Source organism: Streptomyces sp. MS191, assembly GCF_008042125.1.
Lineage (GTDB): Bacteria > Actinomycetota > Actinomycetes > Streptomycetales > Streptomycetaceae > Streptomyces.
In genome coordinates, this window is record NZ_RDBI01000037.1 from 52,232 (window position 1) to 76,362 (window position 24,131).

Here is a 24,131-nt window from a genome sequence, read left to right on the forward strand (position 1 = left end):
GGTTCTCGTCCGCCGCGCCGTACGGGGCGGCGGACGAGAACCTGCCGGTTCTCGTCCGCCGCGCCGTACGGGGCGGCGGACGAGAACCTGCCCGACACCCAGGTCTCCCTCCTGGGCACGGATCCCGACGACGCGTCCGACCGTTCRGGCGACCCGGACCCCCTCGACGACCCGGACCCGCAGCGCGCGGCGGACCTGGCGACCATCGAGAACCTGCTGCGCTGCTGGGTACGGGAGAAGGACCTGCGGGCCCCCGCGTCCGGCACCCTGCGCATCCCCCTCGACGCGAGCGGCACCGCCCTCCTCGTCCCCGTCCGCCACTGGTCCCTCACCGGGTGGCACCGCTTCGGCCCCCCCGTTCTCGAAGGGCTCCCGACCTCCGCCCCGGCGGCCGACGCCGTCACCGTCGCCGCCCTCCTCAGCCGTGAGACGGGACGCCCGGAAGGCACCGAACTCGTCGGCCGGGTCGCCGACTCCGCCCGGCGGACGGCCGAGTTCATCACCGAGCGCCGCCGCCGCCCGAACCCCGGCCCCGACGCCGACCTGTTCCTCACCGCCGAGCAGTCCCTGCTGCTCGGCCACCCGCTCCACCCCACCGCCAAGAGCCGCGAAGGTCTCTCCGAGGCCGAAGCCCGCCTCTACTCACCCGAGTTGCACGGCTCCTTCCCGCTGCACTGGATGGCCGTCGACCGCACCGTGCTGGCCGCCGACTCGGCGTGGACCGAGCAGGGCCGCCCCGTCACCGCCGAGCAGCTCTCCACCGGCCTCGCCGAAGGACTCGAACTCCCCCTGGGCACCGTGCCCCTGCCACTGCACCCCTGGCAGGCCCGCGAACTGCTCCACCGCCCTGCCGTCGCCGCCCTCCTCGACGCCGGACTCCTGCACGACCTCGGACCCCACGGCGCCCCGTGGCACCCCACCTCCTCCGTCCGCACCGTGCACCGCCCCGGCTCCCGGGCCATGCTGAAGCTGTCCCTCGGCGTCCGCATCACCAACTCCCGCCGCGAGAACCTCCGCAAGGAACTCCACCGCGGCGTCGAGGTCCACCGGCTCCTGCGCACCGGCCTCGTCGACCAGTGGCAGACCGCCCACCCGGGCTTCGACATCGTCCGCGACCCGGCCTGGCTCGCGGTCGACACCCCGGACGGCGCTCCCGTCCCCGGACTCGACGTCATGGTCCGCCACAACCCCTTCGCCGCCGGCGACGACGCGGTGTGCATCGCCGCCCTCACCGCCCCGCGGCCCTGGCCCGGCACGGACCGGATGCGTTCCCGCCTCTTCGACCTCGTCACCCGGCTCGCCGCCCGCACCGGCCGGCCCACCACGGCCGTCGCCGCCGAGTGGTTCCTGCGCTACCTCGACCAGGTCGTCCGCCCCGTGCTCTGGCTCGACGGCGCCGCCGGCATCGCCCTGGAGGCCCACCAGCAGAACACCCTCGTCCTCCTGTCCCCGGACGGCTGGCCCGTCGGCGGCCGCTACCGCGACAACCAGGGCTACTACTTCCGCGAGTCCCGCCGCGAGGAGCTGGAGGGCCGCCTCCCCGGCATCGGCGCCCTCAGCGACACCTTCGTCTCCGACCAGGTCACCGACGAACGCTTCGCGTACTACCTCGGCATCAACAACGTCCTCGGCCTGATCGGGGCGTTCGGCTCCCAGGGCCTCGCCGACGAGCGCGTCCTGCTCGCCGGCTTCCGCCAGTTCCTCGGCACCACCGCCGCCCTCGGTTCCCCCCTGCCGCACCGCCTGCTGGAAGCCACGACCCTGCGCTGCAAGGCCAACCTCCTCACGCGCCTCCACGGCCTCGACGAACTGGTCGGCCCCGTCGACACCCAGTCCGTCTACGTCACCATCACCAATCCGCTGCGTCCCTGAACGACCCCCACCCGATCCGACAGCCGAGAGGAGAACACCGCCGTGCCTCCCGCCGATGCGAGCACCGAGGCGGATCCGAGTGCCGAGGCCGACGTGCGCACCGAGGCCGACGCCGCCGGTACGCGCCCCCCGGCCGCCGTCGCCGACCCCACCGGTGACGACACCCTGGACCTGCGCCTCTCCGACGAACTCATCGCCCTCCTCGCCGCCGCCGACACCACGGGTCCCGCGGACTCCGACCTCCTCGACGCCGTCGCCGAGTGGGCGCCCGCGGTCACGCCCGTCGGCACCTTCCGGCTCGTGCCCGTACGGATCGAGCGGGACCTGGCGCTCGTCACCCGCTGGATGAACGACCCGGCCGTCGCCGCCTTCTGGGAGCTGTCCGGCCCGGAGAGCGTGACCGCCGCCCACATCCGCGCCCAACTCGACGGCGACGGCCGCAGCGTCCCCTGCCTCGGCGTCCTCGACTCCACCCCGATGAGCTACTTCGAGATCTACCGCGCCGATCTCGACCCACTCGCCCGCCACTACCCGGCCCGTCCCCACGACACCGGCATCCATCTGCTCCTCGGCGGCGTCGCCGACCGGGGCCGCGGTGTCGGCACGGCCCTGCTACGGGCCGTCGCGGACCTCGTCCTCGACCACCGGCCCCGCTGCTCACGGGTCGTCGCCGAACCCGACCTGCGCAACACGCCCTCCGTCTCCGCCTTCCTGAGTGCCGGATTCCGCTTCTCCGCGGAACTCGCCCTCCCCGACAAGCAGGCCGCCCTCATGGTCCGCGACCGCCCGCTCCGTCACGTTCTGTGACCGTCCCTCGCCTCACCCACACCGCTCGACCCACAGCGGTTCCCACCCCGAGGAGTCCCCGTGCCGTCGTCCCCTGCCACCCATGACTCCGCACTGCTCGCCCCGCCCGGGCTCAACCCGACCACCTGGACCCGGGCGTCCTCCCGGCTGCTGGCGAAGACCATCGCCGAGTTCGCCTACGAGGAGATCATCGAACCCGTGCGCGCCGCGCGGCCCGCCGCCGCGCACCCGGGTCACCGAGCCGACCGGTACACCCTGCTCCTCGACGACGGCTCCGAACTCGCCTTCACCGCCACCCGGGGCTCCTACGGCAGCTGGCGTGTCACGGCCGACTCGATCACCCTCGACGACCGGCCGCTCACCGACCCGCTGGACCTCCTGGTCCGCGCCCGCCGCCTCCTCGGCCTCGACGGCCCCACCCTCGGCCACCTGATCCGCGAGCTCACCACCACCCTCGTCGCGGACACCCGCCTCGACCACAGCGCGCTCGGCGTCGAGGCGCTCGCCGACCTCGGGTACGCCGACCTCGAAGGCCACCAGACCGGCCACCCCTGGCTCGTCCTGAACAAGGGCCGGATCGGCTTCTCCGCGACCGACGCCACCCACTGGGCCCCGGAAGCCCGCCGTGCCACCCGGCTCCCGTGGATCGCGGTCAGCACCGCCCTCGCCACCTACCGCGGCGTGCCCGGCCTCCACACCCCCGACCGGCTCTACGCGGGCGAACTGGACGCGGAGACCCGCGAGACCTTCCACGCCGCCCTGCGAGCCCGGGGCCTCGACCCGGACGGCTACCTCCTGCTGCCCGTGCACCCCTGGCAGTGGGACGAGATCCTGCTCCCGCTCTACGCCCCGGCCATCGCCGCCGGCGCCATCGTCCCGCTGCCGGCCGACGCCGACCTGCGCGTGCCCCAGCAGTCCGTCCGCACCTTCCTGAACACCAGCCGGCCCGACCGGCACACCGTCAAGCTGCCGCTCTCCGTCCTCAACACCCTCGTCTGGCGAGGACTGCCCACCGAGCGGACCCTGGCCGCCCCCGCCGTCACCGCCTGGGTCCACGGGCTGCGCGACGCCGACCCCTACCTGCGGGACGAGTGCGGCGTGATCCTCCTCGGCGAGGTCGCCTCCGTGACCGTCGAGCACCCCCTCTACGACCGGCTGCCCGAGGTCCCGTACCAGTACAAGGAACTCCTCGGCGCGATCTGGCGCGAGCCGCTCCGGCTGCCCCCGGGCGAGCGCGCCCGGACTCTCGCCTCCCTGCTGCACACCGACCCCGACGGCCGGGCGTTCGTCGCGGAACTCGTCCGGCGCTCCGGCCTCGCGCCCGCCGTCTGGCTCCAGCACCTGTTCGCCGCCCTGCTGCCGCCCCTGCTGCACTTCCTCTACCGGTACGGCACCGTCTTCTCCCCGCACGGCGAGAACGCCATCGTCGTCCACGACGACCGGGACGTGCCCGTCCGCCTGGCGATCAAGGACTTCGTCGACGACGTGAACATCAGCGCCCGCCCCCTCCCCGAGCACGACACGATGCCCGACGACGTCCGCGCGGTCCTGCTGACCGAGGAGCCGGACTTCCTCACCCAGTTCATCCATTCCGGGCTCTTCGTCGGAGTCTTCCGCTACCTCGCGCCGCTGTGCGAGGAACAACTCGACGTACCGGAGCAGGATTTCTGGGCGCTGGTCCGGGCGGAGATCCTCCGCCACCAGGCCCGCTTCCCCGAGCTGAAGGAACGGTTCGAGCTGTTCGATCTCCTCACGCCCCGGATCGAGCGCCTCTGCCTCAACCGCAACCGTCTGCACCTGGACGGCTACCGGGACCGTGCGGAGCGGCCGCACGCGGCCGTCCACGGGACGGTCCCCAACCCGCTGGCGTGAGCGTTCGCGTGATCCGACTGTCGGTGCCGCCCCTTAGGCTGGACGCGCTATGACGAAGCCATCCCTCCCCGAGCTCCTCCATGCCGCCGTGTCCGCCGTCGGCGGTATGGAGCGACCCGGCCAGGTCACCATGGCCGAGGCCGTGGCCGAGGCCATCGACGACACCTCGCACCTCCTCGTCCAGGCCGGCACCGGCACCGGCAAGTCGCTCGGCTACCTGGTTCCGGCCCTGGCGCACGGGGAGCGGGTCGTGGTGGCCACGGCCACGCTGGCGCTCCAGCGCCAGCTGGTCGAGCGCGATCTTCCGAGGACCGTCGACGCCCTGCATCCGCAGCTGCGCCGCCGTCCGGAGTTCGCCATGCTCAAGGGCCGGTCGAACTACCTGTGCCTGCACCGCCTCCACGAGGGTGTTCCGCAGGACGAGGAGGACGGTCTCTTCGACCCGTTCGAGGCCGCCGCGCCGACGAGCAAGCTGGGACAGGACCTGATCCGGCTGCGGGACTGGTCCGACGACACGGAGACCGGCGACCGGGACGACCTCACCCCGGGCGTCTCCGACCGGGCCTGGGCCCAGGTGTCGGTCTCCTCCCGCGAATGCCTGGGCGCGACGAAGTGCGCGTACGGAGCGGAGTGCTTCGCCGAGGCGGCCCGCGAGCGGGCCAAGCTCGCCGACGTCGTCGTCACGAACCACGCCCTGCTCGCCATCGACGCGATCGAGGGCGCCCCCGTGCTGCCCCAGCACGAGGTGCTGATCGTCGACGAGGCCCACGAGCTGGTCTCCCGGGTCACCGGCGTCGCCACCGGCGAGCTCACCCCCGGCCAGGTCAACCGTGCCGTCCGCCGGGCCGCGAAGCTGGTCAACGAGAAGGTCGCGGACCAGCTGCAGACGGCGGCCGAGGGCTTCGAGCGCGTGATGGAGCTGGCCCTGCCGGGCCGGCTGGAGGAGGTCCCGGAGGACCTGGGCTACGCCCTGATGGCGCTGCGCGACGCGGCGCGCCAGGTCATCACGGCCCTGGGCTCCACCCGGGACAAGTCCGTCCAGGACGAGGACGCCGTCCGCAAGCAGGCCATGGCCTCGGTCGAGTCGATCCACGGCGTCGCCGAGCGCATCACCCAGGGCTCCGAGTACGACGTCGTCTGGTACGAGCGGCACGACCGCTTCGGCGCCTCGGTGCGGGTCGCCCCGCTCTCGGTCTCCGGTCTGCTGCGGGAGAAGCTCTTCTCGGACCGCTCGGTGGTGCTGACCTCGGCGACCCTCAAGCTCGGCGGCGACTTCAACGGCGTCGGGGCCTCGCTGGGCCTCGCCCCGGAGGGCACCCAGGGGGACGACGTCCCGGTGTGGAAGGGCATCGACGTCGGTTCGCCCTTCGACTACCCCAAGCAGGGCATCCTCTACGTCGCGAAGCACCTGGCCAGGCCGGCCCGCGACGGCGACCGCGGCGACATGCTGGACGAGCTGACGGAGCTGATGCAGGCCGCGGGCGGTCGCACGCTGGGGCTGTTCTCCTCCATGCGGGCCGCCCAGCTGGCGGCCGAGGAGCTGCGCTCCCGTATCCCCGAGTTCCCGATCCTGCTCCAGGGCGAGGACACCCTGGGGGAACTGATCAAGAACTTCTCGGCCGATCCGCAGACCTGTCTGTTCGGCACGCTGTCGCTGTGGCAGGGCGTGGACGTCCCCGGCGCGAGCTGTCAGCTGGTCGTCATGGACAAGATCCCCTTTCCGCGCCCCGACGACCCGCTGATGAGCGCGCGCCAGAAGGCGGTCGAGGAGGCCGGCGGAAACGGCTTCATGGCCGTCGCGGCGACACACGCGGCCCTTCTGATGGCGCAGGGGGCCGGACGGCTCGTACGGGCCACGGGGGACCGCGGAGTGGTCGCCGTGCTGGATCCGCGGCTGGCGACGGCGCGGTACGGCAGCTATCTGAAGGCCTCGCTGCCCGACTTCTGGTACACCACGGACCGGAACCAGGTCCGCAAGTCCCTGGCGGCCATCGACGCCGCGTCGAAGGCGGCCGGGGTGTAGGGACACCCCCGGCCGCCGTGCGGACATGGCAGGACCCCGGGACCGGCGCAGTGGGTCCCGGGGTCCGGTCAGTGCCGACGGGGTGGGCTCACACCCGTCGCAGTACGGCGACGACCTTGCCGAGGATGGTGGCCTCGTCGCCGGGGATCGGCTGATACGCGGAGTTGTGGGGGAGCAGCCAGACGTGGCCGTCCTCGCGCTTGAAGCGCTTCACCGTCGCCTCGCCGTCGAGCATGGCGGCGACGATGTCGCCGTTCTCCGCGACCGGCTGCCGGCGGACGGTGACCCAGTCGCCGTCGCAGATGGCCGCCTCGATCATCGAGTCGCCGACCACCTTCAGCACGAACAGCTCGCCGTCGCCGACCAGCTGCCGGGGGAGCGGGAAGACGTCCTCGACGGACTCCTCGGCCAGGATCGGGCCACCCGCGGCGATCCGGCCGACCAGGGGCACGTAGGAGGCGGCGGGCTTCCCGGTGGTGTCCGTCGGCTGGGTGCTGGGCTGGTCGGAGCCGCGGACCTCGTACGCCCGGGGGCGGTGCGGGTCGCGGCGCAGGAAGCCCTTGCGCTCCAGTGCCATGAGCTGGTGGGCGACCGACGACGTGCTGGAGAGGCCCACCGCCTGGCCGATCTCACGCATCGACGGCGGGTAGCCGCGCCGCTGGACCGAGTCCCGGATGACTTCGATGACCCGTCGCTGCCGGTCGGTGAGGCCGGAGCTGTCGGCCCGGATGCCTGGAGGTCGGCCGGGCAGCGAGCGTGCGGGGCGGCCGGGCTCCCCGTCCGCGTTCATGACTGTGTCGTTCATGGCATGCACCGGCTCGGGTCGGCCCTGGGAGCGGTCCTGGGCAGTGATGGTGGCACTGTCTGCGGTGGTGGTCACGTCGGCGGCCCCTCTCGAATGGTCTCCCTGGCTGGCACAACGGTAGTGGCTTTCGAAAGGTTGCGCCAAACACACGTTCGAGTGAAAAATCGCAGATTGCCTTACCTGTGCGAGCGGGTGGGTGTATGGGCGACCCGGAGCGCATCGGCAATTCGGTCATTACGGTACCGTTCGCGGTCGGCTCGAACGGGTCCGGGGTGCCCCGCCAGTGTGGCACCGGAGGGGGTCGGATCGGCGGAGCCGCGCGCTTCCCGTACTCTCGTGGCCGGTCCCGGGCGCCCCGTCCGTCCCGTGCGGGCACGACACGCGCAATGTGCCGAAAATGCGGCCCGCCCCAAGATCTAGTGGTTGGATTGCATCAGCCACCCACAAGTAGTGGTCCCCGGTCGGCCGGGGGCACTCGGATCGCCTATGCTGGTGGTCGCTTCGCAGGGCCTTGACGGACTTGGCGAGGCCAGTCAGTCGTGCCGTGAGGGAGGGTCGGAACCAATGCACTGCCCCTTCTGCAGGCACCCCGACAGCCGTGTCGTCGACAGTCGCACCACCGACGACGGGACGTCGATCCGACGCCGCCGCCAGTGCCCCGACTGCTCCCGCCGTTTCACGACGGTGGAGACCGCCTCGCTGATGGTGGTCAAGCGGTCCGGCGTGACGGAGCCCTTCAGCCGCACCAAGGTCATCTCCGGCGTGCGCAAGGCGTGCCAGGGGCGGCCGGTCACCGAGGACGCCCTCGCCCAGCTCGGCCAGCGGGTCGAGGAGGCGGTGCGCGCCACCGGAAGCGCCGAGCTGACCACCCACGACGTGGGTCTGGCCATCCTCGGCCCCCTGCAGGAGCTCGACCTCGTCGCGTACCTGCGCTTCGCGTCCGTGTACAAGGCCTTCGACAGCCTCGAAGACTTCGAGGCCGCCATCGCGGAGCTCCGCGAGCGGCCTCCATCCGACCACCGCGGGAGCGGAGTGACCCCCGAGGTCCCCGTGCCCGCCGCTGCCGCCGACTGATCGGCGGTGCCGGACCCGTACGGGCCCGGCCGCACCGGCCGCCGCGCGGCCACCGGAAGACGTGCCCCGAACGGCCCGTGAGGCGTTCGTGGCAGCAGTACAGACAGCAGTACAGAAGATGGTGCCCTGGGAGTAACCGGGCGCCGAAAAGTGTTTTGCCCGTATATGGGAGGCGGCATGACAGAGACGGCGAGCGGTCCGGCACGAGGTTCCCGCGCCAAGGGAGCCAAGGCGACCAAGGGCCTGCGCATCGAGCGCATCCACACCACCCCCGGAGTGCATCCGTACGACGAGGTGGTCTGGGAGCGTCGTGACGTCGTCATGACCAACTGGCGCGACGGCTCGGTCAACTTCGAGCAGCGTGGCGTCGAGTTCCCCGACTTCTGGTCGGTGAACGCGGTCAACATCGTCACCAGCAAGTACTTCCGCGGGGCCGTCGGCACCCCGCAGCGCGAGACCGGTCTGAAGCAGCTGATCGACCGGATCGTGAAGACGTACACGAAGGCCGGCGAGGAGCACGGCTACTTCTCCTCGCCCGCCGACGCCGAGATCTTCGAGCACGAGCTGGCGTACGCCCTCCTGCACCAGATCTTCAGCTTCAACTCCCCGGTGTGGTTCAACGTCGGCACGCCGCAGCCCCAGCAGGTGTCCGCCTGCTTCATCCTGTCCGTCGACGACTCCATGGAGTCGATCCTCGACTGGTACAAGGAAGAGGGCATGATCTTCAAGGGCGGCTCCGGCGCCGGCCTGAACCTCTCCCGGATCCGCTCCTCCAAGGAGCTCCTCTCCTCCGGCGGCAACGCCTCCGGCCCGGTCTCCTTCATGCGCGGCGCCGACGCCTCCGCGGGAACCATCAAGTCGGGCGGCGCCACCCGCCGCGCGGCCAAGATGGTCATCCTCGACGTCGACCACCCCGACATCGAGAACTTCATCGAGACCAAGGTGAAGGAAGAGGAGAAGATCCGCGCCCTGCGCGACGCGGGCTTCGACATGGACCTGGGCGGCGACGACATCACGTCCGTCCAGTACCAGAACGCCAACAACTCGGTCCGTGTGAACGACGAGTTCATGAAGGCCGTCGAGGCCGGCGGCACGTTCGGCCTGCGTGCCCGCATGACCGGCGAGGTCATCGAGGAGGTCGAGGCCAAGTCGCTGTTCCGCAAGATGGCCGAGGCCGCCTGGGCCTGCGCCGACCCCGGCATCCAGTACGACGACACGATCAACCGCTGGCACACCTGCCCGGAGTCCGGCCGGATCAACGGCTCGAACCCGTGCAGCGAGTACATGCACCTGGACAACACGTCCTGCAACCTCGCGTCGCTGAACCTGATGAAGTTCCTCAAGGACGACGGCAAGGGCAACCAGTCGTTCGACTCCGAGCGCTTCGCCAAGGTCGTCGAGCTCGTCATCACCGCGATGGACATCTCCATCTGCTTCGCCGACTTCCCCACCCAGAAGATCGGCGAGAACACCCGGGCCTTCCGCCAGCTCGGCATCGGCTACGCCAACCTCGGCGCCCTGCTGATGGCGACCGGCCACGCGTACGACTCCGACGGCGGCCGCGCCCTCGCCGGCGCCATCAGCTCGCTGATGACCGGCACCTCGTACCGGCGCTCCGCCGAGCTCGCCGCGGTCGTCGGCGCGTACGACGGCTACGCCCGCAACGCCGAGCCGCACCAGCGCGTCATGCAGCAGCACGCCGACGCCAACACCGCGGCCGTCCGCATGGACGACCTCGACGCGCCGATCTGGGCCGCCGCCACGGAGGCCTGGCAGGACGTGATCCGGCTGGGCGCCAAGAACGGCTTCCGCAACGCGCAGGCCTCGGTCATCGCCCCGACCGGCACCATCGGTCTCGCGATGTCCTGCGACACCACCGGCCTCGAGCCCGACCTCGCCCTGGTCAAGTTCAAGAAGCTGGTCGGCGGCGGCTCGATGCAGATCGTCAACGGCACCGTCCCGCAGGCCCTGCGCCGCCTGGGTTACCAGGAGGAGCAGATCGAGGCGATCGTCGCCCACATCGCCGAGCACGGCAACGTGATCGACGCCCCGGGTCTGAAGACCGAGCACTACGAGGTCTTCGACTGCGCCATGGGCGAGCGCTCCATCTCCGCGATGGGCCACGTCCGCATGATGGCCGCGATCCAGCCGTGGATCTCCGGCGCCCTCTCCAAGACCGTGAACCTGCCGGAGACGGCCACGGTCGAGGACGTCGAGGAGGTCTACTTCGAGGCCTGGAAGATGGGCGTCAAGGCGCTCGCGATCTACCGCGACAACTGCAAGGTCGGCCAGCCCCTCTCCGCCAAGAAGAAGGAGGAGGAGAAGGCCGAGGTCACCGCGAAGTCCGAGGCGACGATCCGCGAGGCCGTCGAGAAGGTCGTCGAGTACCGCCCCGTCCGCAAGCGTCTCCCCAAGGGCCGCCCGGGGATCACCACCTCGTTCACCGTCGGTGGCGCCGAGGGCTACATGACCGCCAACTCCTACCCGGACGACGGTCTCGGCGAGGTGTTCCTGAAGATGTCGAAGCAGGGTTCCACCCTCGCGGGCATGATGGACGCGTTCTCCATCGCCGTCTCCGTCGGTCTGCAGTACGGCGTCCCGCTGGAGACGTACGTCTCGAAGTTCACGAACATGCGCTTCGAGCCGGCCGGCATGACGGACGACCCGGACGTGCGGATGGCGCAGTCGATCGTCGACTACATCTTCCGCCGCTTGGCGCTGGACTTCCTGCCCTTCGAGACCCGCTCCGCGCTCGGCATCCACTCGGCCGAGGAGCGTCAGCGTCACCTGGAGACGGGCTCGTACGAGCAGTCCGTCGAGGACGTGGACGTGGAGGGCCTCGCCCAGTCCGCCCCGCGCCAGACGGAGACCCTGAAGGCCGTCGCCGCCCCGGTCGCCAAGGCCGAGGTCCCGGCCCCCAAGCAGGCGCACACCTCGGCGGAGCTCGTCGAGATGCAGCTGGGCATCAGCGCGGACGCGCCGCTCTGCTTCTCCTGCGGCACCAAGATGCAGCGCGCCGGCTCCTGCTACATCTGCGAGGGCTGCGGCTCCACCAGCGGCTGCAGCTGAAAGTAGGCGCCCACCAAGCATGACGTGCCTGGTCAAAGCGGGGAGTCGGCGACATGCCGGCTCCCCGTCGGCGTCATGGCCCGTTGCGTCCGATGCACCTGCTCAGGTGGCTTCCGCCACCTCCGAGGTGCTCCGGGCCCGGGCCCGCTCGATCTCGTTGATATGGGTTTCGGTCCAGTGGCGGAGTGCAGCGATCGGCTCCGCCAGACTGCGGCCGAGCTCCGTCAGGTCGTATTCGACCCGGGGCGGGATGGTGGGGTACACGGTGCGGGTGACGAACCCGTCGGCCTCCAGGCGGCGCAGCGTCTGGGTGAGCATCTTCTGTGAGACACCCTCGATGCGCCGCGCCAAGTCGGTGTAGCGCAGGGTCCCTTCGAGGAGGGCGTCCACGACGAGGATCGTCCACTTGCCGGAGATGTGGTCGAGGACCTGGCGCGTCGGGCACTTGGCGGAGTAGACGTCGGCAGGTAGTCCGGATGCTTCCACCGTGGTCTTCATGCCGGGAGAGTAACGCACAAAAAGGTGCCCTCTTCCCGATGGAGAGTCACTCTCCAATAGTGAGTGACATGACGAGCCACACGATGTCCGTCGCAGAAGCGATCCGCACCCGCCGCACCGTCCGCCACTACCGGCCCGACCCGATCCCGCCGAGCACGCTCGAAGCGCTCCTTGATCTCGCAGTCGAGGCGCCCACCAGCTGGAACCTGCAGGACCGGTCGATCGTCGTGGTGTCCGGAGAAGAGGGCCGTGCGGGGCTGGCATGGGCTACCGGAGGCCAGCCCCAGCCCCAAGAGGCCCCGGTCGTACTGGTCTTCGTCGCCGAGCCGCAGGCCTGGCGCGAGGACCACAGCGACGTCTATGAGCAGGCGCGGCGCGGCGGAGCATGGAACGACGAGTTCATCGCGATGTTCTCCGCCGCGTCGAGGGCCTTCCAGGAGGATCTCGACCGGCGCGGTCTGCTTCGGGAGTACGCGGTCAAGGACGCCATGATCGCGGCCTCATTCCTGATGCTCGCCGCTACGGAGATGGGTCTGGCGACCTCGCCCATGAACGGTTGGGACGAGGCCGAGGTGAAGAAGGTGATCGGGATCGAGGGCCGTGACGATCTGGCCATCGCCCTCTTGGTCTCGGTCGGCTACCSGGCGGAGGAACGGCGCCATCCGGGCCGGCGTGCCGCGGAGCGCACCATCTTCCGCGGATCGCACGGACCCCGCGACGCGGGGAGTACCGCACGCCAGGAATAGGTGATCTCCACCAGTGCTCCGGGGGGAGTGATCCGCGCGGCGGGCTGGGCAAGGCTTCCGGAGGGGGACCGACCGATGGTCGGTCCCCCTCCGTCGTGCCTGTTCCGTCGCGACTGCCGCCCGGTACGGCTCAGGCGGGCCGCGCGCCCATCACCGTGGCGAAGGTCTGCGGGTCCGCGTCGAAGCCGCGGCGGATCGAGCGGTACTCCCAGCCCTCGGCCCCCTCGCGGGTGAACTCCACGACCGTCGCGGCCGTCGCGTCGGCCACGTCCTCGAAGCCGTGCGCCACCAGTTCGGTGTACCCCTCGCGGACCCGGACGCCGGTGTGGGCGACCTCGCCGAAGGTCAGGCGCCCGTCGCCCTGCTGTATCGCGACGCCCACCACCACGCGTGCGTAGTCGGGCGCGAGCCGGTCCAGTTCCAGGACCATCGCCTCGTCGTAGCCGAAACCCTGGCCCGTGCGGCTGTCCCGGCTCAGGGTGATCGTGCCGTCGGGCGAGCGGCTGCCGAAGTGGACGAGATAGGCCGGCGACCCGTGGGGGTCCTCCGCCCGGTAGACCCCCGCGACGATGTCCAGGTCGTGCGGCGGCGCCCCGATCGGGCTGGGGTCCCACTTGAGCGTCACCTCGACCTTGCCGACCCCCTTGTTGAGACCGCTCACCGTGATTCCCCTCTCCGTGTACGACGTGTCCCGGTACGACGCGTTCCGCCGGACCGGTCAACTGCCCTTGGTCGCGGGCAGGTTGTTCATGGTGTCATGGGCGCTCCGGGCGGGTGGCGAAGCGGCGGACGAGCGGCCGGTTCCGGCGCGGAACTCCGCGACGGCGCCATGGACCTTTCGCCCCCGCGGCGCGCGCGAGGTCGAAAGGCGGTCGGAGCGCGGACCGGTCAGCTGATCATGGTGTGGACGGCACGGACACGAGGGGGAGCACATGTGGAGGGGTGACGAGCTGGATCTCGACGCGTACCTCGCGCGCATCGGGTACGACGGGGAACTCGCGCCCACGAGCGACGTGCTGCGCGCACTGCACCGCGCGCACGTGGAGACGATCCCGTTCGAGAACCTCGACGTCGCGCTCGGCCGGGAGGTCGCGCTCGACGTGAAGAGCCTGCAGGGCAAGCTCGTGGAGCGGCGCCGGGGCGGGTACTGCTACGAACAGAACTCGCTGTTCGCGGCGGCCCTGGAGCGGATCGGCTTCCGGGTGGCGGGCCGCGGCGCGCGCAACCGGACGCGCGGGGAGGCGCTGCTGCCGGTCACCCACGCCATGCTGGTCGTCACGGCAGGTGGCCGGGAGTGGCTCGCGGACACCGGGTTCGGGCAGCAGGGTCTCCTCGAACCTGTTCCGCTGCGGGACGGGGAGCGGGTCGAACAGGGCGGCTGGACCTTCGGGATCGGCGTCGAGGACGAAGGCATCCACGTACTGCGCTCGCTGCGGCCGGAGGGCTGGAAGGACCTGTACGCCTTCGCTCCGCAGACCCTCTGGCCGGGCGACTTCACCGTCATGAACCACTACAGCTCCAGCCATCCGCGGTCGAGCTTCGTGGGCAAGGTCGTGGCGCAGCGTCCCGGCGCCGGTGTCCGCACCGCGCTGATCCGGAATCTCCTCACCACCACACGGACGGACGGGTCCGTCGAGGAACGCGTCGTGGGCCCGGCGGAGTTGATCGACACGCTGTCCGGGGTCTTCGGGATCGAACTGGATGCCGAAGAGGCGACCGGACTGGTCCGGGTGCACTCCGCCGTACTCTGACGGAGGCCCTGCCCGGCCCCGTACGATGGCGCGGTGCTGGTCAAGTGGATTCGCTGCACCGTGGTGGACCGTCGGGGGTTCGAGCGGGGACAGCGGAAATGGGCGGGGCTGCTCGGTGAGCCGGGATTCCGGGGACAGGGCGGGGGATGGAGCCGCGGGCGTCCCGACGTCGCCCATGTCTTCGCCTTCTGGGAGAGTCGGCCGTTCTACGACTCCTTCATGGCGCGCTCGCACGACCGGCTCGCGTCGTCGCAGGTGGGCACCTTCAAGGACGTCCAGGTCAAGCTCTTCGACTACCGCTTCGACGTGAAGACGGGCTTCGAACCCCGTTTCTCGGACGCGGACGTGGCCAGGGTCGCCCACTGCCGGGTGCACGAGGACCGGGTCGACCACTTCGCGCTGATGCAGGAGAAGGTGTGGAACCCCGCGATGGCCGGGTCGCCCGGAATGCTGCGCGGGGTGTTCGGCGAGGCGCCGGGGCACGAGTTTCTGGTGCTGTCGATGTGGCGGTCCGCCGCCGAGCACGGGAAGTACCGGGTGGAACGCATCGAGCGGCTCGGCCTGCGGGCCCAGACGGAGGCCGACGTGGCGGCGCTGACCGGGGACGTGGTGCAGCTGGAGCCGTCCTGGACGGTGTGAGGGTCCGGACGCCTGCTCGACCGATCCCGGCGCGGGCACGCGCCGCCGGGGCCGGTCCGGCACGATCGACGGCACACCGCCTAGGGTCGGGACATGGCACGACCGCGGCGCATCGTTCTCGTACGGCACGGAGAGTCGGAGGGCAATGCCGATGACACGGTGTACGAACGCGAGCCCGACCATGCGCTCAAGCTGACCGAGACCGGGTGGCGGCAGTCCGGCCGCACGGGGGAGCGGCTGCGCGACCTCTTCGGCGAGGAGGGGGTCAGCGTCTACGTCTCCCCCTACCGCCGCACCCACGAGACCTTCCGCGCGCTCGGGCTGGACCCGGCCCACGTGAGGGTGCGGGAGGAGCCCCGGCTGCGAGAGCAGGACTGGGGAAACTGGCAGGACAGGGACGACGTCCGGCTGCAGAAGGCCTACCGGGACGCGTACGGGCACTTCTTCTACCGATTCGCCCAGGGCGAGTCAGGGGCGGACGTGTACGACCGGGTCGGCGCCTTCCTGGAGAGCCTGTACCGGAGCTTCGAGGCGCCCGACCATCCGCCGAACGTGCTCCTGGTGACCCACGGACTGACCATGCGGCTGTTCTGCATGCGCTGGTTCCACTGGACCGTGGCCGACTTCGAGTCGCTGTCCAACCCGGGCAACGGCGAGACGAGGATGCTTCTGCTCGGCGAGGACGGCCGCTATCGGCTTGACCGGCCGTTCGAACGCTGGCGTACCCCGGAACCGTACGGCTACACCGGATAGAGTGGCAGAGCGATGACCGCTGACTCCTCTCTCGACCGGCGCTTCGAACGCGCCCTGGCCAGCCTCCGTGGACTGGCCGTGGGAGACGCCCTGGGCTCCCAGTACTTCGTCCCCGTCAACTACCCGCTGCTCAAACGACGCGAGCCGCCGGCCGGCCCCTGGCAGTGGACCGACGACACCGAGATGGCCTGCTCCGTGGTGGCCGTGCTGGCTCGGCACGACCGGATCGACCAGGACGCCCTCGCCCAGTCGTTCGCCGAGCACCACGACTTCGACCGGGGCTACGGTCCCGCGGTGAACCGGATGCTCCGCCTCATCCGGGAGGGTGGCGACTGGCGCGAGCTGGCCGCGGCGCTCTTCAACGGACAGGGCTCCTGGGGCAACGGCGCGGCCATGCGGATCGCCCCGCTCGGTGCCTGGTACGCGGACGATCCGGAGCAGGCGACGCATCAGGCCGAGATCTCCGCCTACACGACGCACCAGCACCGTGAGGCCGTGGTCGGCGCCATGGCCGTGGCGGCCGCCGCCGCGCTCGCCGCGGACCCGGCCGGCCCGCCCACGCCCACGGACCTGCTCGACGGGGTGATCGCCCTGGTGCCGCGCAGTGCCGTCGGCGCCGGCCTGCGCAGGGCCCGGGACATGCTCGACTACGGCGACGCGGGCACGGTGGCCGCGGTCCTGGGCAGCGGCCGTCGGACGAGCGCGCACGACACGGTGCCGTTCGCCCTCTGGTCGGCCGCGCGAGGTCTCGACGACTTCGAGCGGGTGTTCTGGACGACCGCCCAGGTCGGCGGCGACGTCGACACGACGTGCGCGATCGCGGGCGGCGTCGTCGCCTCCGCGGTGACCGGGGCTCCGCCCGCCGCGTGGACGGAGCAGACCGAGAAGCTGCCGGGTTGGCTGCCGACCGCGGTGCGCCCCTGACGAGCCCCGGACGGTCGGCGGACAAGCGGTGCGATCCGCCCCGTACCACCGGCTACCGTCCGGTCTGAGTGTCACGGTCCTGCCACAGCGCCGTCCGGCCCCGGTCAGGGGGCCGGAGCGGCGTTAGAGTCGGCCACTCCGTAGCGCTGATCATGACAACAGCGCGCCGAAGACGACGAGCAGCAGGACCGCCACTCCGCCGGTGCGCAGGACCGGGAGCCACCGGCCCCGGGTGCCGTCGGCCCGGTCCCGCACGCCGCGCCAGGCCCAGGTGGTGCCGGACCCGAGGGAGTCGGCGATCAGCAGGTTGAGGCCGATTCCCTCGTCCAGCAGGAGCGCGCTGAGCAGCCCGGTGGCCAGGATCGCCCAGATGGTCGCCATCGTCGCCCGGGCCGGTGGTGCGGGACGCAGCCCGCCCCGGACTCCGACGCCGAGGCGAGGGCCGACACCGAGCCCAAGTCCGGTGCCGCGCCGGCGGCCGACAGCGTCCCGACGCCCGGTGCCGACGGGCAGTCCGACGGCGCCCCGAAGACCGGTGCCGACCCGACGTCCGACGCCGCGCCGGCGGCCGACGGCGTCCCGCGGCCCGTGTCCGACCGGCGGCCCGTTTCGGTGGCGAAGCAGGACGAGCGGCCGGCGCCCGCGGCGGAGCCGGGGACGCCGCAGCCGACGGCAGCGCCCGGTCCCGTGGGGGCCCGGCCCGGCGGTCCCGGGCCGCAGGGCGCTCCCGTACCGCACGGCGGTCCCGGGCCGCAGGGCGCTCCCCGGCCGCGGGCGGGGGCGCACACCGGCCGTCCCGGCGGTCCGGCACCGCACGGCCAGTGGGCCGGTGCGCCGCACCGTCCCTGGGGGGCGCCTCCGCCGCCGAGCCCGAGCTGGCTCTCACGGCTGCGTCCCGCACCACCGGCCCGGGCGACGATGGCGACCATCTGGGCGATCCTGGCCACCGGGCTGCTCAGCGCGCTCCTGCTGGACGAGGGAATCGGCCTCAACCTGCTGATCGTGGCCGTGCCCGCGATCCTCGCCGCCTCCTTCGCCGCGCGCGCCGCGCGCCGGAGGCTCCGACCCTGGACGCTCGTCTGGGCGGTCGGCGGTCTCGCGCTGCTCCTCGTGCCCGCCCTGCGGGACGCGGGCTGGCCGACGTTCCTCGCCGTCGTCTCCGCCCTCGTGCTGACCGCCTTTGCCCTGCACGGAGGCAGTGGTTGGCCGAGCATCCTGTTCGGCCCCATCGGGCTCGCCGACTCCCTCGGGTCCGGCACCACCTGGGCCTGGCGCGGCGTGCGGGACCGGGCCGACGGCACCCGGGGCCGGTGGCTCCCGGTCCTGCGCACCGGCGGAGTGGCGGTCCTGCTGCTCGTCGTCTTCGGCGCGCTGTTCGCCGGCGCCGACGCGGCCTTCGCCGACCTCCTGGGCTCGCTCATCCCGGACGTCTCCGTGACCCAGGTGCCCTGGCGCCTCTCGTTCTTCCTGCTCGGTCTCTTCGGCGCGATCGCCGTGGCCCGCACCGCCGCCGCGCCGCTGCGCTGGGACCGGATGGTGATCCGCCCCGGCCGGGCACGCGGGCGCGTGGAGTGGGCCCTTCCGCTGATCGTCATGAACCTGCTCTTCGCGGCTTTCAACGCGGTCCAGCTCGCCGTCCTCTTCGGCGGGTACGACAAGGTGCTCAGCGAGACCGGCCTGACCTACTCCGAGTACGCCCGGCAGGGTTTCTGGCAGCTGCTCATGGCCACGCTGCTCACCCTCGCCGTCATCGGCCTCGCGCTGCGCTGGGCGCCGCGGGCCGGCGCCCGTGACCGCACGCTCGTCCGCGCCGTGCTGGGCACCCTGTGCGTCCTCACGCTCGTCGTGGTCGCGTCCGCGCTGCGCCGCATGGACCTGTACGTGGACGCGTACGGGCTGACCCGGCTCCGCGTCTCGGTCGCCGCGATGGAGATCTGGCTGGGCCTCGTCATCCTGCTGATCATGGCCGCGGGCGTGTTCGGGGCCCGCCTCCTGCCGCGCGCCCTGGCCGCGAGCGGCGCCGTCGCCGTGCTGGCCTTCGGACTGGTCTCGCCGGACGCGATCGTCGCCGAACGCAACGTGGAGCGCTACGAGCGCCTCGGCAAGATCGACGTCCACTACCTCGACGGACTCTCGGCCGACGCCGTGCCCGCCCTGGACCGGTTGCCCGAGCCGCAGCGGTCCTGCGCCCTGTGGGGCATCGACGCCCGTCTCCGCGAGGACGACGCCGGCTGGTACGCCACGAGCTGGTCGCAGGTGCGGGCCCGTTCGATCCTCGCCGAGCGCGGGATCAGGGTCGCGCCCGACGCGTGCGGCCGATCGAGCCGCGACGAGGACTTCGACCCCTACGACCCGTACGGCGAGGGCGACCCGTACGACGTTCCCTGACCCGTGAGCCGTCCCGCGCGGGGCGCCGCCCCGGTTCTCGCGCGCGGTGTACGGATCGCCGGCACCGGCGGCCTGTGCGGCGCCGGTGCCCCGAGCCGCCGGCCCCGGTCTCGCTCCTCCTCGCCCCGACACGAGAGGAGGGAGACCGGGGCCCCGTGCGTCCGCGCCCTACGCCGCCGGGCCCGCGGCCTCCGCCTTGCCGCTCAGCGCCTCCAGGTCGCTCTTGCGCACCCGGATCACCACGACGGCCGTCACGAGCGCCAGGAGCACCATGCCCACGGCCGCCTGGAAGGCCGTCGAGATCCCGGACGTCAGGACCTCGTGACCCCACGGAGCCGGCAGCTCCTTCGTTGCCGCGAACTCCGCCTTCTGCTCGGGGGTCGCGACGGCGAGGAAGGACGGGAGCTGCTCCTTCGCCTCCTCGCGGCCGGCCGTGCCGAAGACCGTCACGAGGATGGACAGGCCCAGCGAACCTCCCACCTGCTGGGTGGCGTTGAGCAGGCCGGAGGCCGCGCCCGCCTCGTGCTGCGCCACGCCCGACACGGCCGTCAGCGTGAGGGTCACGAAGTTCAGACCCATGCCGAAGCCGAAGACCAGCATCGGGCCGAGGACACCGCCGAGGTAGGAGCTCTCCGGGGTGATGAAGGTCTGCCAGAAGAGGCCGATGCCGGTCAGGCCCGCGCCGATGATCATGAAAGGCTTGGGTCCGAGCACCGGCAGCAGTCGCTGCGCGAGCCCCGCGCCCACGCCGATGGCGACCGTGACCGGCAGGAACGCGAGCCCTGACGCGATCGGGCTGTAGTCGAGCACGTTCTGCACGAAGAGGACGATGAAGAAGAACATCCCGAACATCGCCGCGGACAGGCTGAGCATGATCACGTACGTGCCCGAGCGGTTGCGGTCGGCGAACATCCGCAGCGGGGTGATCGGCTCCCTCGCCCGCGACTCGACCACGGCGAAGGCCGCGAGGAGGATCGCCGCGGCGACGAACGAGCCGATGGTGAGCGCGTCGCGCCAGCCCTCCTCGGAGGCGCGGATGAAGCCGTACACCAGGGCGGCCATGCCGAGCGTCGAGGACAGCGCGCCGGCGATGTCGAAGCGGCCCGGATGGCGTTCCGACTCGTTGATGTACAGCGGGGTCAGGAACGCGATCAGCAGACCGATCGGCACGTTGACGAACAGCACCCAGCGCCAGTCGAGCCACTCGGTGAGCATGCCGCCGGCCAGCAGGCCGATGGCCCCGCCGCCGGCCGAGACGGTGGCGAAGACGCCCAACGCCCGGTTTCTCTCCGGGCCTTCCGGGAACATCGTCGTGATCAGCGCGAGCGAGGTCGGCGAGGCGATCGCGCCGCCGACGCCCTGGAGGGCGCGCGCGGCGAGGAGTTGCCAGGGTTCCTGGGCGAAGCCGCCGAGCAGGGACGCGAAGGTGAAGAGCAGGATGCCGGTCGTGAACACCCGGCGGCGGCCGAGGATGTCGCCCGCGCGACCGCCGAGCAGCAGCAGTCCGCCGAAGGTGAGCGTGTACGCGCTGAGCACCCAGGACAGGTCGGTGGTCGAGAAGGAGAGCGCGTCCTGGATGTGCGGGAGTGCGATGTTCACGATGGTCGCGTCCAGAACGACCATCAACTGGCAGGCGGCGATGACGGCGAGGGCGATCCCCGGTCGGCCCTCGCGCCGGGCGGTACCCGGCCTGGTCTGTGTGTCCACTGGAGATGTTGTCACTGCGAATCCCCCACGGAAGAATGAGTGAACGCAACCGTTCACTGTCCTCAACGGTAGTGAGTCCCCGTCAGTGAACGCAACCGTTCACTGACCACTGCCGCCCTCCCGATCCACCCCAATGGAGAGCCCCTGATGGTTACTTCGCGCTCCTCGGCCGCCGCTCGGCCGCAGGGGGCGTCGATGCGACGCCGCGGTCCGGTCCTGGAACGGGCCATTCTCGAGGCCACGCTCGAGCAGTTGAGCACGGTCGGCTGGAGCGGCCTGACGATGGAGGGCGTCGCGGTCGGTGCCCAGACCGGCAAGGCCGCCGTGTACCGGCGCTGGCCCTCGAAGGAGGATCTCGTCGCGGACGCGCTCCGGACCGCTCTGCCGACGATCGAGGGCCCCGATCTGGGGAACGTGCGGGACGACCTCTACGAGCTGTGCCGGAGGGTCCGGGACGCGATGTACTCCAGGCTCGGCTTCGCGCTGCGAGCGGTGATTCACGAATGCGACAGCGAAGCGGCCGAGCGGTTTCACGACATCATCGTCAGCGGAGRGATCGACCCTTCGACGCGGCTCATCCGGGGCGTGGTGGAGCGTGGCGTCCAGCGGGGTGAGGTGCGCGCCGATGCCGGGGGCGAGCTGCTCTTCGACGTCATCCCGGCGCTGATGATGTACCGCTCGAAAATGTGCGGCAGTGAATGGAGCGACCCCGAGATCGCCGCCATGATCGACGAGGTCATGGTGCCGCTGCTCCGAGCCGGGGCGGCCTGAGCGGGCCGCCGCCCGCGCCGCCCGCGAGGGCCGATCGGGCATCCGACGGGAATCCGGGTATCGCGGGCGGCGTCCGTCGGCGTAACCTGTCTGGCGCCATGCCGTACGAACCACCTACCCACAGCGTCGAGCGATCGCTCCGAGCCACCACCGGCGCCAAGATCATTGCCGGGGTCGACGAGGTCGGACGCGGTGCATGGGCCGGACCCGTCACGGTGTGCGCGGCCGTCACCGGACTCCGCCGGCCTCCCGACGGGCTCACGGACTCCAAGTTGATCACCCCCAAGCGCCGCACGGCCCTGGCCGTGGAGCTCGAGAAGTGGGTGACCGCCTACGCGCTCGGGCACGCCTCGCCGGAGGAGATCGACGAGCTCGGCATGACCGCGGCGCTGCGGCTGGCCGCGGTGCGTGCCCTGGACGCGCTGCCGGTACGTCCGGACGCGGTGATACTCGACGGCAAGCACGACTACCTCGGCGGCCCCTGGAAGGTCCGTACGGTGATCAAGGGCGACCAGTCCTGCATCGCGGTCGCGGCGGCCTCCGTCATCGCCAAGGTGCGGCGCGACTCGATGATGGCCGAGCTGGAGGCCGAAGCGGACTGCTCCGCCTACGCCTTCGCCGCCAACGCGGGCTACCCTTCGCCGGTGCACAAGGCGGCGCTCGAGGAGCGGGGACCCACCCGGTACCACCGGCTCTCCTGGTCGTACCTCGACGCCCTGCCCCAGTGGCGGCACCTCAAGAAGGTCCGCGTCTCCGCCGAGGCGGTCGCTCTGGAAAGCGGGGGCCAACTCGGCTTCGACTTCTGAACCGCCCGGTGCCTCGGCAGCCGGGTCGCACGATTGTGCCAACCCGCCGGAGCCCAGTGCGCCGGCGTTTGATAGACATCCACCCATGCCTCTCATCCCCGAGGAGCCTCAGATTCACGAGAGTGCCCAGGGTCCCCGCGCCGCCATGGCCGCCGGTCACCCCGCGCCGAGTCCCCGTCCCGTCCCCGGACCGCGATCCGCGACCTCACCGCGTCCCGGGCGTCCTGTGCCCGGACCGGCCAGGCCCGGACCGCCGGTGCAGCGTCAGCACCCCGGTGCCGGCCAGCCCGCGTCGTCCGGCCCGGAGAATCGTTCCGAACAGCGATCCGGCCCGCAGATCCAGCTGATCCCCGCTTCCTTCGAAGGCGCGCTCGACGCGGCCGAGGAGGCAGTGGACCTGCTCCTGGAGTCCGGTCGCGCACCGGGCGACATCCTGGTGCTCACCACCGGTGAGCAGCACCCCTGGGCGGCGCACGAGCTGTCCTTCGGTGATACCGCCTACTGGGCCCAGCAGGACGCCCGCGACGACGTGTTCTTCGCGGACGCCGCCGCCGTGGAGCGGGCGGTCGCCCGCCCCGTGGTGGTCGTGGCGGTCAACGGCGGAGCCGACGAGGCCACCGCCCGCGCCCTGCCCGTGGCCGCCGCCCGCGCGACCACGCTGCTCATCGTCTGCGGCGACCCGCAGCGCGTGGGCGCCGTGCTGGGCACGAGCGTCTGAGTCGAAGCACCGACCGCGGTCCTGCCCCGGCCGCCCCTCGCGGGCGGCCGGGCCGTGCCGTTGCCCGCGGGCAGCGGCCGGCGGATGCCTCAGCGCGCCGCCACGCGACGCAGGGGCTCGGCGGCGCCTCCCGCCGTGCGGGGCGTGAGAACCCCCAGTTCGGACGTGACCTCGCCCAAGGGCGTGGGACGCGAGTCGGACCCGGGGTGACGGCCGCCCCGGCCCTCTCCCAGGACCTGCCAACCTCCGCGGGTCAGCGTGATGTACGCACCGCAGCGCAGGCCGTGGAGCGTGCACGCGTCCCGGAGTCCCCACATCCAGGCACCGTCCTCCTCGGTCCAGCGCTCGTCGCCGTCGCGGCAGTAGAGCAGCACCGCGGTGCGCACCGGGGAACGGCGCCGGAGGTCGTGCGGGAGGACCCGGCGCAGATGTGCGAGGAGCGCGTTCCGGAACTCCCAGCCGTCCGCCGGCACGGCACGACGGACGAACGACGCGCTGGCCGCGAGCCGTTCCTCGTGGTCGAGGACGGCGACGACCGCGGTCGTGGGCGTCGGACGGTGACGGGTGTGCAGACCGGTGACGACCTCACGCGGATTGCGCAGCAGGGGGATCCCCGCCGCGGCCCACTCGGCCGGTTCGAGCATCCGAGCGAGGCGGCTGGCGGACCCGGACGACGAACTGATCGAGGTGGCTGCGGACGGAGCGAATCCGAAGGTCACGGTCCTCCCTTCGGATACGCGCCCGCCAGGCGGGCAAGGTCGAGTGAGGGCGCACCACGGCACGGTCCTTCGAGACCACGTACGGGCCGTGCGGGGCGGATGCCCAATTCTTGCTGGCCTGTGCGCGGGCGGCAACGAGCAATTGAGGCCGCTGACTGGAATGCGCCGGTATGACTCTCATATCCCTGC

21 protein-coding genes are annotated in these 24,131 nt (G+C 71.8%); 15 read left to right on the top strand and 6 right to left on the bottom strand.

What is annotated here, in order from left to right:
• The 4 genes from EAO71_RS05970 to EAO71_RS05985 all read left to right on the top strand — a co-directional run.
• The coding region (locus tag EAO71_RS05970; protein ID WP_261992027.1) for an IucA/IucC family protein at positions 1–1,872 on the top strand (1,872 nt) is incomplete at its 5' end.
• A gap of 42 nt (positions 1,873–1,914) precedes the next feature.
• Positions 1,915–2,679, top strand: a complete 765-nt coding sequence (locus EAO71_RS05975) for a GNAT family N-acetyltransferase (RefSeq protein ID WP_147976723.1) — start codon at positions 1,915–1,917, stop codon at positions 2,677–2,679.
• A gap of 60 nt (positions 2,680–2,739) precedes the next feature.
• Complete coding sequence (locus EAO71_RS05980; protein ID WP_147976724.1) at positions 2,740–4,551, top strand: IucA/IucC family protein; 1,812 nt, start codon at positions 2,740–2,742, stop codon at positions 4,549–4,551.
• A gap of 49 nt (positions 4,552–4,600) precedes the next feature.
• Positions 4,601–6,574: an ATP-dependent DNA helicase gene (locus tag EAO71_RS05985; RefSeq protein WP_147976725.1), complete on the top strand. Its 1,974-nt coding sequence runs from the start codon at positions 4,601–4,603 to the stop codon at positions 6,572–6,574.
• A gap of 88 nt (positions 6,575–6,662) precedes the next feature.
• Here EAO71_RS05985 and lexA read toward each other — a convergent pair whose 3' ends face one another.
• The gene (lexA, locus tag EAO71_RS05990; protein ID WP_147976726.1) at positions 6,663–7,454 is read right to left on the bottom strand and encodes a transcriptional repressor LexA; all 792 of its coding nucleotides are present in this window, start codon (positions 7,452–7,454) and stop codon (positions 6,663–6,665) included.
• Positions 7,455–7,943: 489 nt separating this feature from the next.
• Here lexA and nrdR point away from each other — a divergent pair, with 489 nt between their 5' ends.
• Both nrdR and EAO71_RS06000 read left to right on the top strand, forming a co-directional pair.
• Positions 7,944–8,453: a transcriptional regulator NrdR gene (nrdR, locus tag EAO71_RS05995; protein WP_147976727.1), complete on the top strand. Its 510-nt coding sequence runs from the start codon at positions 7,944–7,946 to the stop codon at positions 8,451–8,453.
• Positions 8,454–8,630: 177 nt separating this feature from the next.
• Entirely contained in the window at positions 8,631–11,522 is a 2,892-nt protein-coding gene (locus EAO71_RS06000; RefSeq protein ID WP_147976728.1) for a vitamin B12-dependent ribonucleotide reductase, read from the top strand.
• Between the two features lie 102 nt (positions 11,523–11,624).
• Here the strand turns inward: EAO71_RS06000 and EAO71_RS06005 are convergent, their stop codons facing one another.
• Complete coding sequence (locus tag EAO71_RS06005) at positions 11,625–12,020, bottom strand: winged helix-turn-helix transcriptional regulator (RefSeq protein WP_147976729.1); 396 nt, start codon at positions 12,018–12,020, stop codon at positions 11,625–11,627.
• A 68-nt stretch (positions 12,021–12,088) separates the two neighbouring features.
• Between EAO71_RS06005 and EAO71_RS06010 the strand changes: the two genes are divergently transcribed.
• Positions 12,089–12,766 carry a nitroreductase family protein gene (locus EAO71_RS06010; RefSeq protein ID WP_187282576.1) on the top strand — a complete coding sequence of 226 codons (678 nt, stop codon included), beginning with the start codon at positions 12,089–12,091 and terminating at the stop codon, positions 12,764–12,766.
• Between the two features lie 130 nt (positions 12,767–12,896).
• Here EAO71_RS06010 and EAO71_RS06015 read toward each other — a convergent pair whose 3' ends face one another.
• Positions 12,897–13,427, bottom strand: a complete 531-nt coding sequence (locus EAO71_RS06015) for a TerD family protein (protein WP_147976730.1) — start codon at positions 13,425–13,427, stop codon at positions 12,897–12,899.
• Between the two features lie 271 nt (positions 13,428–13,698).
• On the opposite strand from EAO71_RS06015, the gene EAO71_RS06020 reads away from it, so the two are divergent.
• The 4 genes from EAO71_RS06020 (at position 13,699) to EAO71_RS06035 (ending at position 16,833) form a co-directional block, all read left to right on the top strand.
• Positions 13,699–14,517 (top strand): arylamine N-acetyltransferase family protein, encoded by an 819-nt coding sequence (locus EAO71_RS06020; protein WP_147976731.1) that lies wholly within the window; start codon positions 13,699–13,701, stop codon positions 14,515–14,517.
• A 33-nt stretch (positions 14,518–14,550) separates the two neighbouring features.
• Complete coding sequence (locus EAO71_RS06025; RefSeq protein ID WP_147976732.1) at positions 14,551–15,156, top strand: YdbC family protein; 606 nt, start codon at positions 14,551–14,553, stop codon at positions 15,154–15,156.
• Positions 15,157–15,249: 93 nt separating this feature from the next.
• On the top strand, positions 15,250–15,909 hold the full coding sequence (locus tag EAO71_RS06030) for a histidine phosphatase family protein (protein WP_147976733.1): 660 nt from the start codon (positions 15,250–15,252) through the stop codon (positions 15,907–15,909).
• A 12-nt stretch (positions 15,910–15,921) separates the two neighbouring features.
• Positions 15,922–16,833: an ADP-ribosylglycohydrolase family protein gene (locus tag EAO71_RS06035; RefSeq protein ID WP_147976734.1), complete on the top strand. Its 912-nt coding sequence runs from the start codon at positions 15,922–15,924 to the stop codon at positions 16,831–16,833.
• Between the two features lie 150 nt (positions 16,834–16,983).
• Here the strand turns inward: EAO71_RS06035 and EAO71_RS06040 are convergent, their stop codons facing one another.
• Positions 16,984–17,214 (bottom strand): hypothetical protein, encoded by a 231-nt coding sequence (locus EAO71_RS06040; protein WP_147976735.1) that lies wholly within the window; start codon positions 17,212–17,214, stop codon positions 16,984–16,986.
• A 537-nt stretch (positions 17,215–17,751) separates the two neighbouring features.
• Between EAO71_RS06040 and EAO71_RS06045 the strand changes: the two genes are divergently transcribed.
• Complete coding sequence (locus EAO71_RS06045) at positions 17,752–19,221, top strand: DUF4153 domain-containing protein (RefSeq protein WP_147976736.1); 1,470 nt, start codon at positions 17,752–17,754, stop codon at positions 19,219–19,221.
• Positions 19,222–19,389: 168 nt separating this feature from the next.
• On the opposite strand, the gene EAO71_RS06050 is transcribed toward EAO71_RS06045, so the two are convergent.
• Positions 19,390–20,943, bottom strand: coding sequence for an MFS transporter (locus EAO71_RS06050; RefSeq protein WP_147976737.1), 1,554 nt, complete (start codon positions 20,941–20,943; stop codon positions 19,390–19,392).
• Between the two features lie 132 nt (positions 20,944–21,075).
• Here EAO71_RS06050 and EAO71_RS06055 point away from each other — a divergent pair, with 132 nt between their 5' ends.
• From EAO71_RS06055 to EAO71_RS06065, 3 genes are all read left to right on the top strand, one after another.
• The gene (locus EAO71_RS06055) at positions 21,076–21,699 is read left to right on the top strand and encodes a TetR/AcrR family transcriptional regulator (RefSeq protein ID WP_147976738.1); all 624 of its coding nucleotides are present in this window, start codon (positions 21,076–21,078) and stop codon (positions 21,697–21,699) included.
• A 98-nt stretch (positions 21,700–21,797) separates the two neighbouring features.
• Positions 21,798–22,505: a ribonuclease HII gene (locus tag EAO71_RS06060; protein ID WP_147976739.1), complete on the top strand. Its 708-nt coding sequence runs from the start codon at positions 21,798–21,800 to the stop codon at positions 22,503–22,505.
• Between the two features lie 85 nt (positions 22,506–22,590).
• Positions 22,591–23,223, top strand: coding sequence for a hypothetical protein (locus EAO71_RS06065; protein ID WP_147976740.1), 633 nt, complete (start codon positions 22,591–22,593; stop codon positions 23,221–23,223).
• 89 nt (positions 23,224–23,312) lie between these two features.
• Here EAO71_RS06065 and EAO71_RS06070 read toward each other — a convergent pair whose 3' ends face one another.
• Positions 23,313–23,942, bottom strand: coding sequence for a hypothetical protein (locus EAO71_RS06070; protein ID WP_147976741.1), 630 nt, complete (start codon positions 23,940–23,942; stop codon positions 23,313–23,315).
• Positions 23,943–24,131: the final 189 nt, after the last annotated feature.

What these genes read in the sequence shown, in the direction of transcription:
- EAO71_RS06065 (WP_147976740.1), top strand. Translation starts at nt 22,591, where the DNA reads ATGCCTCTCATCCCCGAGGAGCCTCAGATTCACGAGAGTGCCCAGGGT.
- EAO71_RS06005 (WP_147976729.1), bottom strand. Translation starts at nt 12,020, where the DNA reads ATGAAGACCACGGTGGAAGCATCCGGACTACCTGCCGACGTCTACTCC.
- EAO71_RS06045 (WP_147976736.1), top strand. Translation starts at nt 17,752, where the DNA reads ATGGCGACCATCTGGGCGATCCTGGCCACCGGGCTGCTCAGCGCGCTC.
- EAO71_RS06060 (WP_147976739.1), top strand. Translation starts at nt 21,798, where the DNA reads ATGCCGTACGAACCACCTACCCACAGCGTCGAGCGATCGCTCCGAGCC.
- nrdR (WP_147976727.1), top strand. Translation starts at nt 7,944, where the DNA reads ATGCACTGCCCCTTCTGCAGGCACCCCGACAGCCGTGTCGTCGACAGT.
- EAO71_RS06020 (WP_147976731.1), top strand. Translation starts at nt 13,699, where the DNA reads ATGTGGAGGGGTGACGAGCTGGATCTCGACGCGTACCTCGCGCGCATC.
- EAO71_RS06035 (WP_147976734.1), top strand. Translation starts at nt 15,922, where the DNA reads ATGACCGCTGACTCCTCTCTCGACCGGCGCTTCGAACGCGCCCTGGCC.
- EAO71_RS06040 (WP_147976735.1), bottom strand. Translation starts at nt 17,214, where the DNA reads ATGGCGACCATCTGGGCGATCCTGGCCACCGGGCTGCTCAGCGCGCTC.
- EAO71_RS06030 (WP_147976733.1), top strand. Translation starts at nt 15,250, where the DNA reads ATGGCACGACCGCGGCGCATCGTTCTCGTACGGCACGGAGAGTCGGAG.
- EAO71_RS05985 (WP_147976725.1), top strand. Translation starts at nt 4,601, where the DNA reads ATGACGAAGCCATCCCTCCCCGAGCTCCTCCATGCCGCCGTGTCCGCC.
- EAO71_RS06000 (WP_147976728.1), top strand. Translation starts at nt 8,631, where the DNA reads ATGACAGAGACGGCGAGCGGTCCGGCACGAGGTTCCCGCGCCAAGGGA.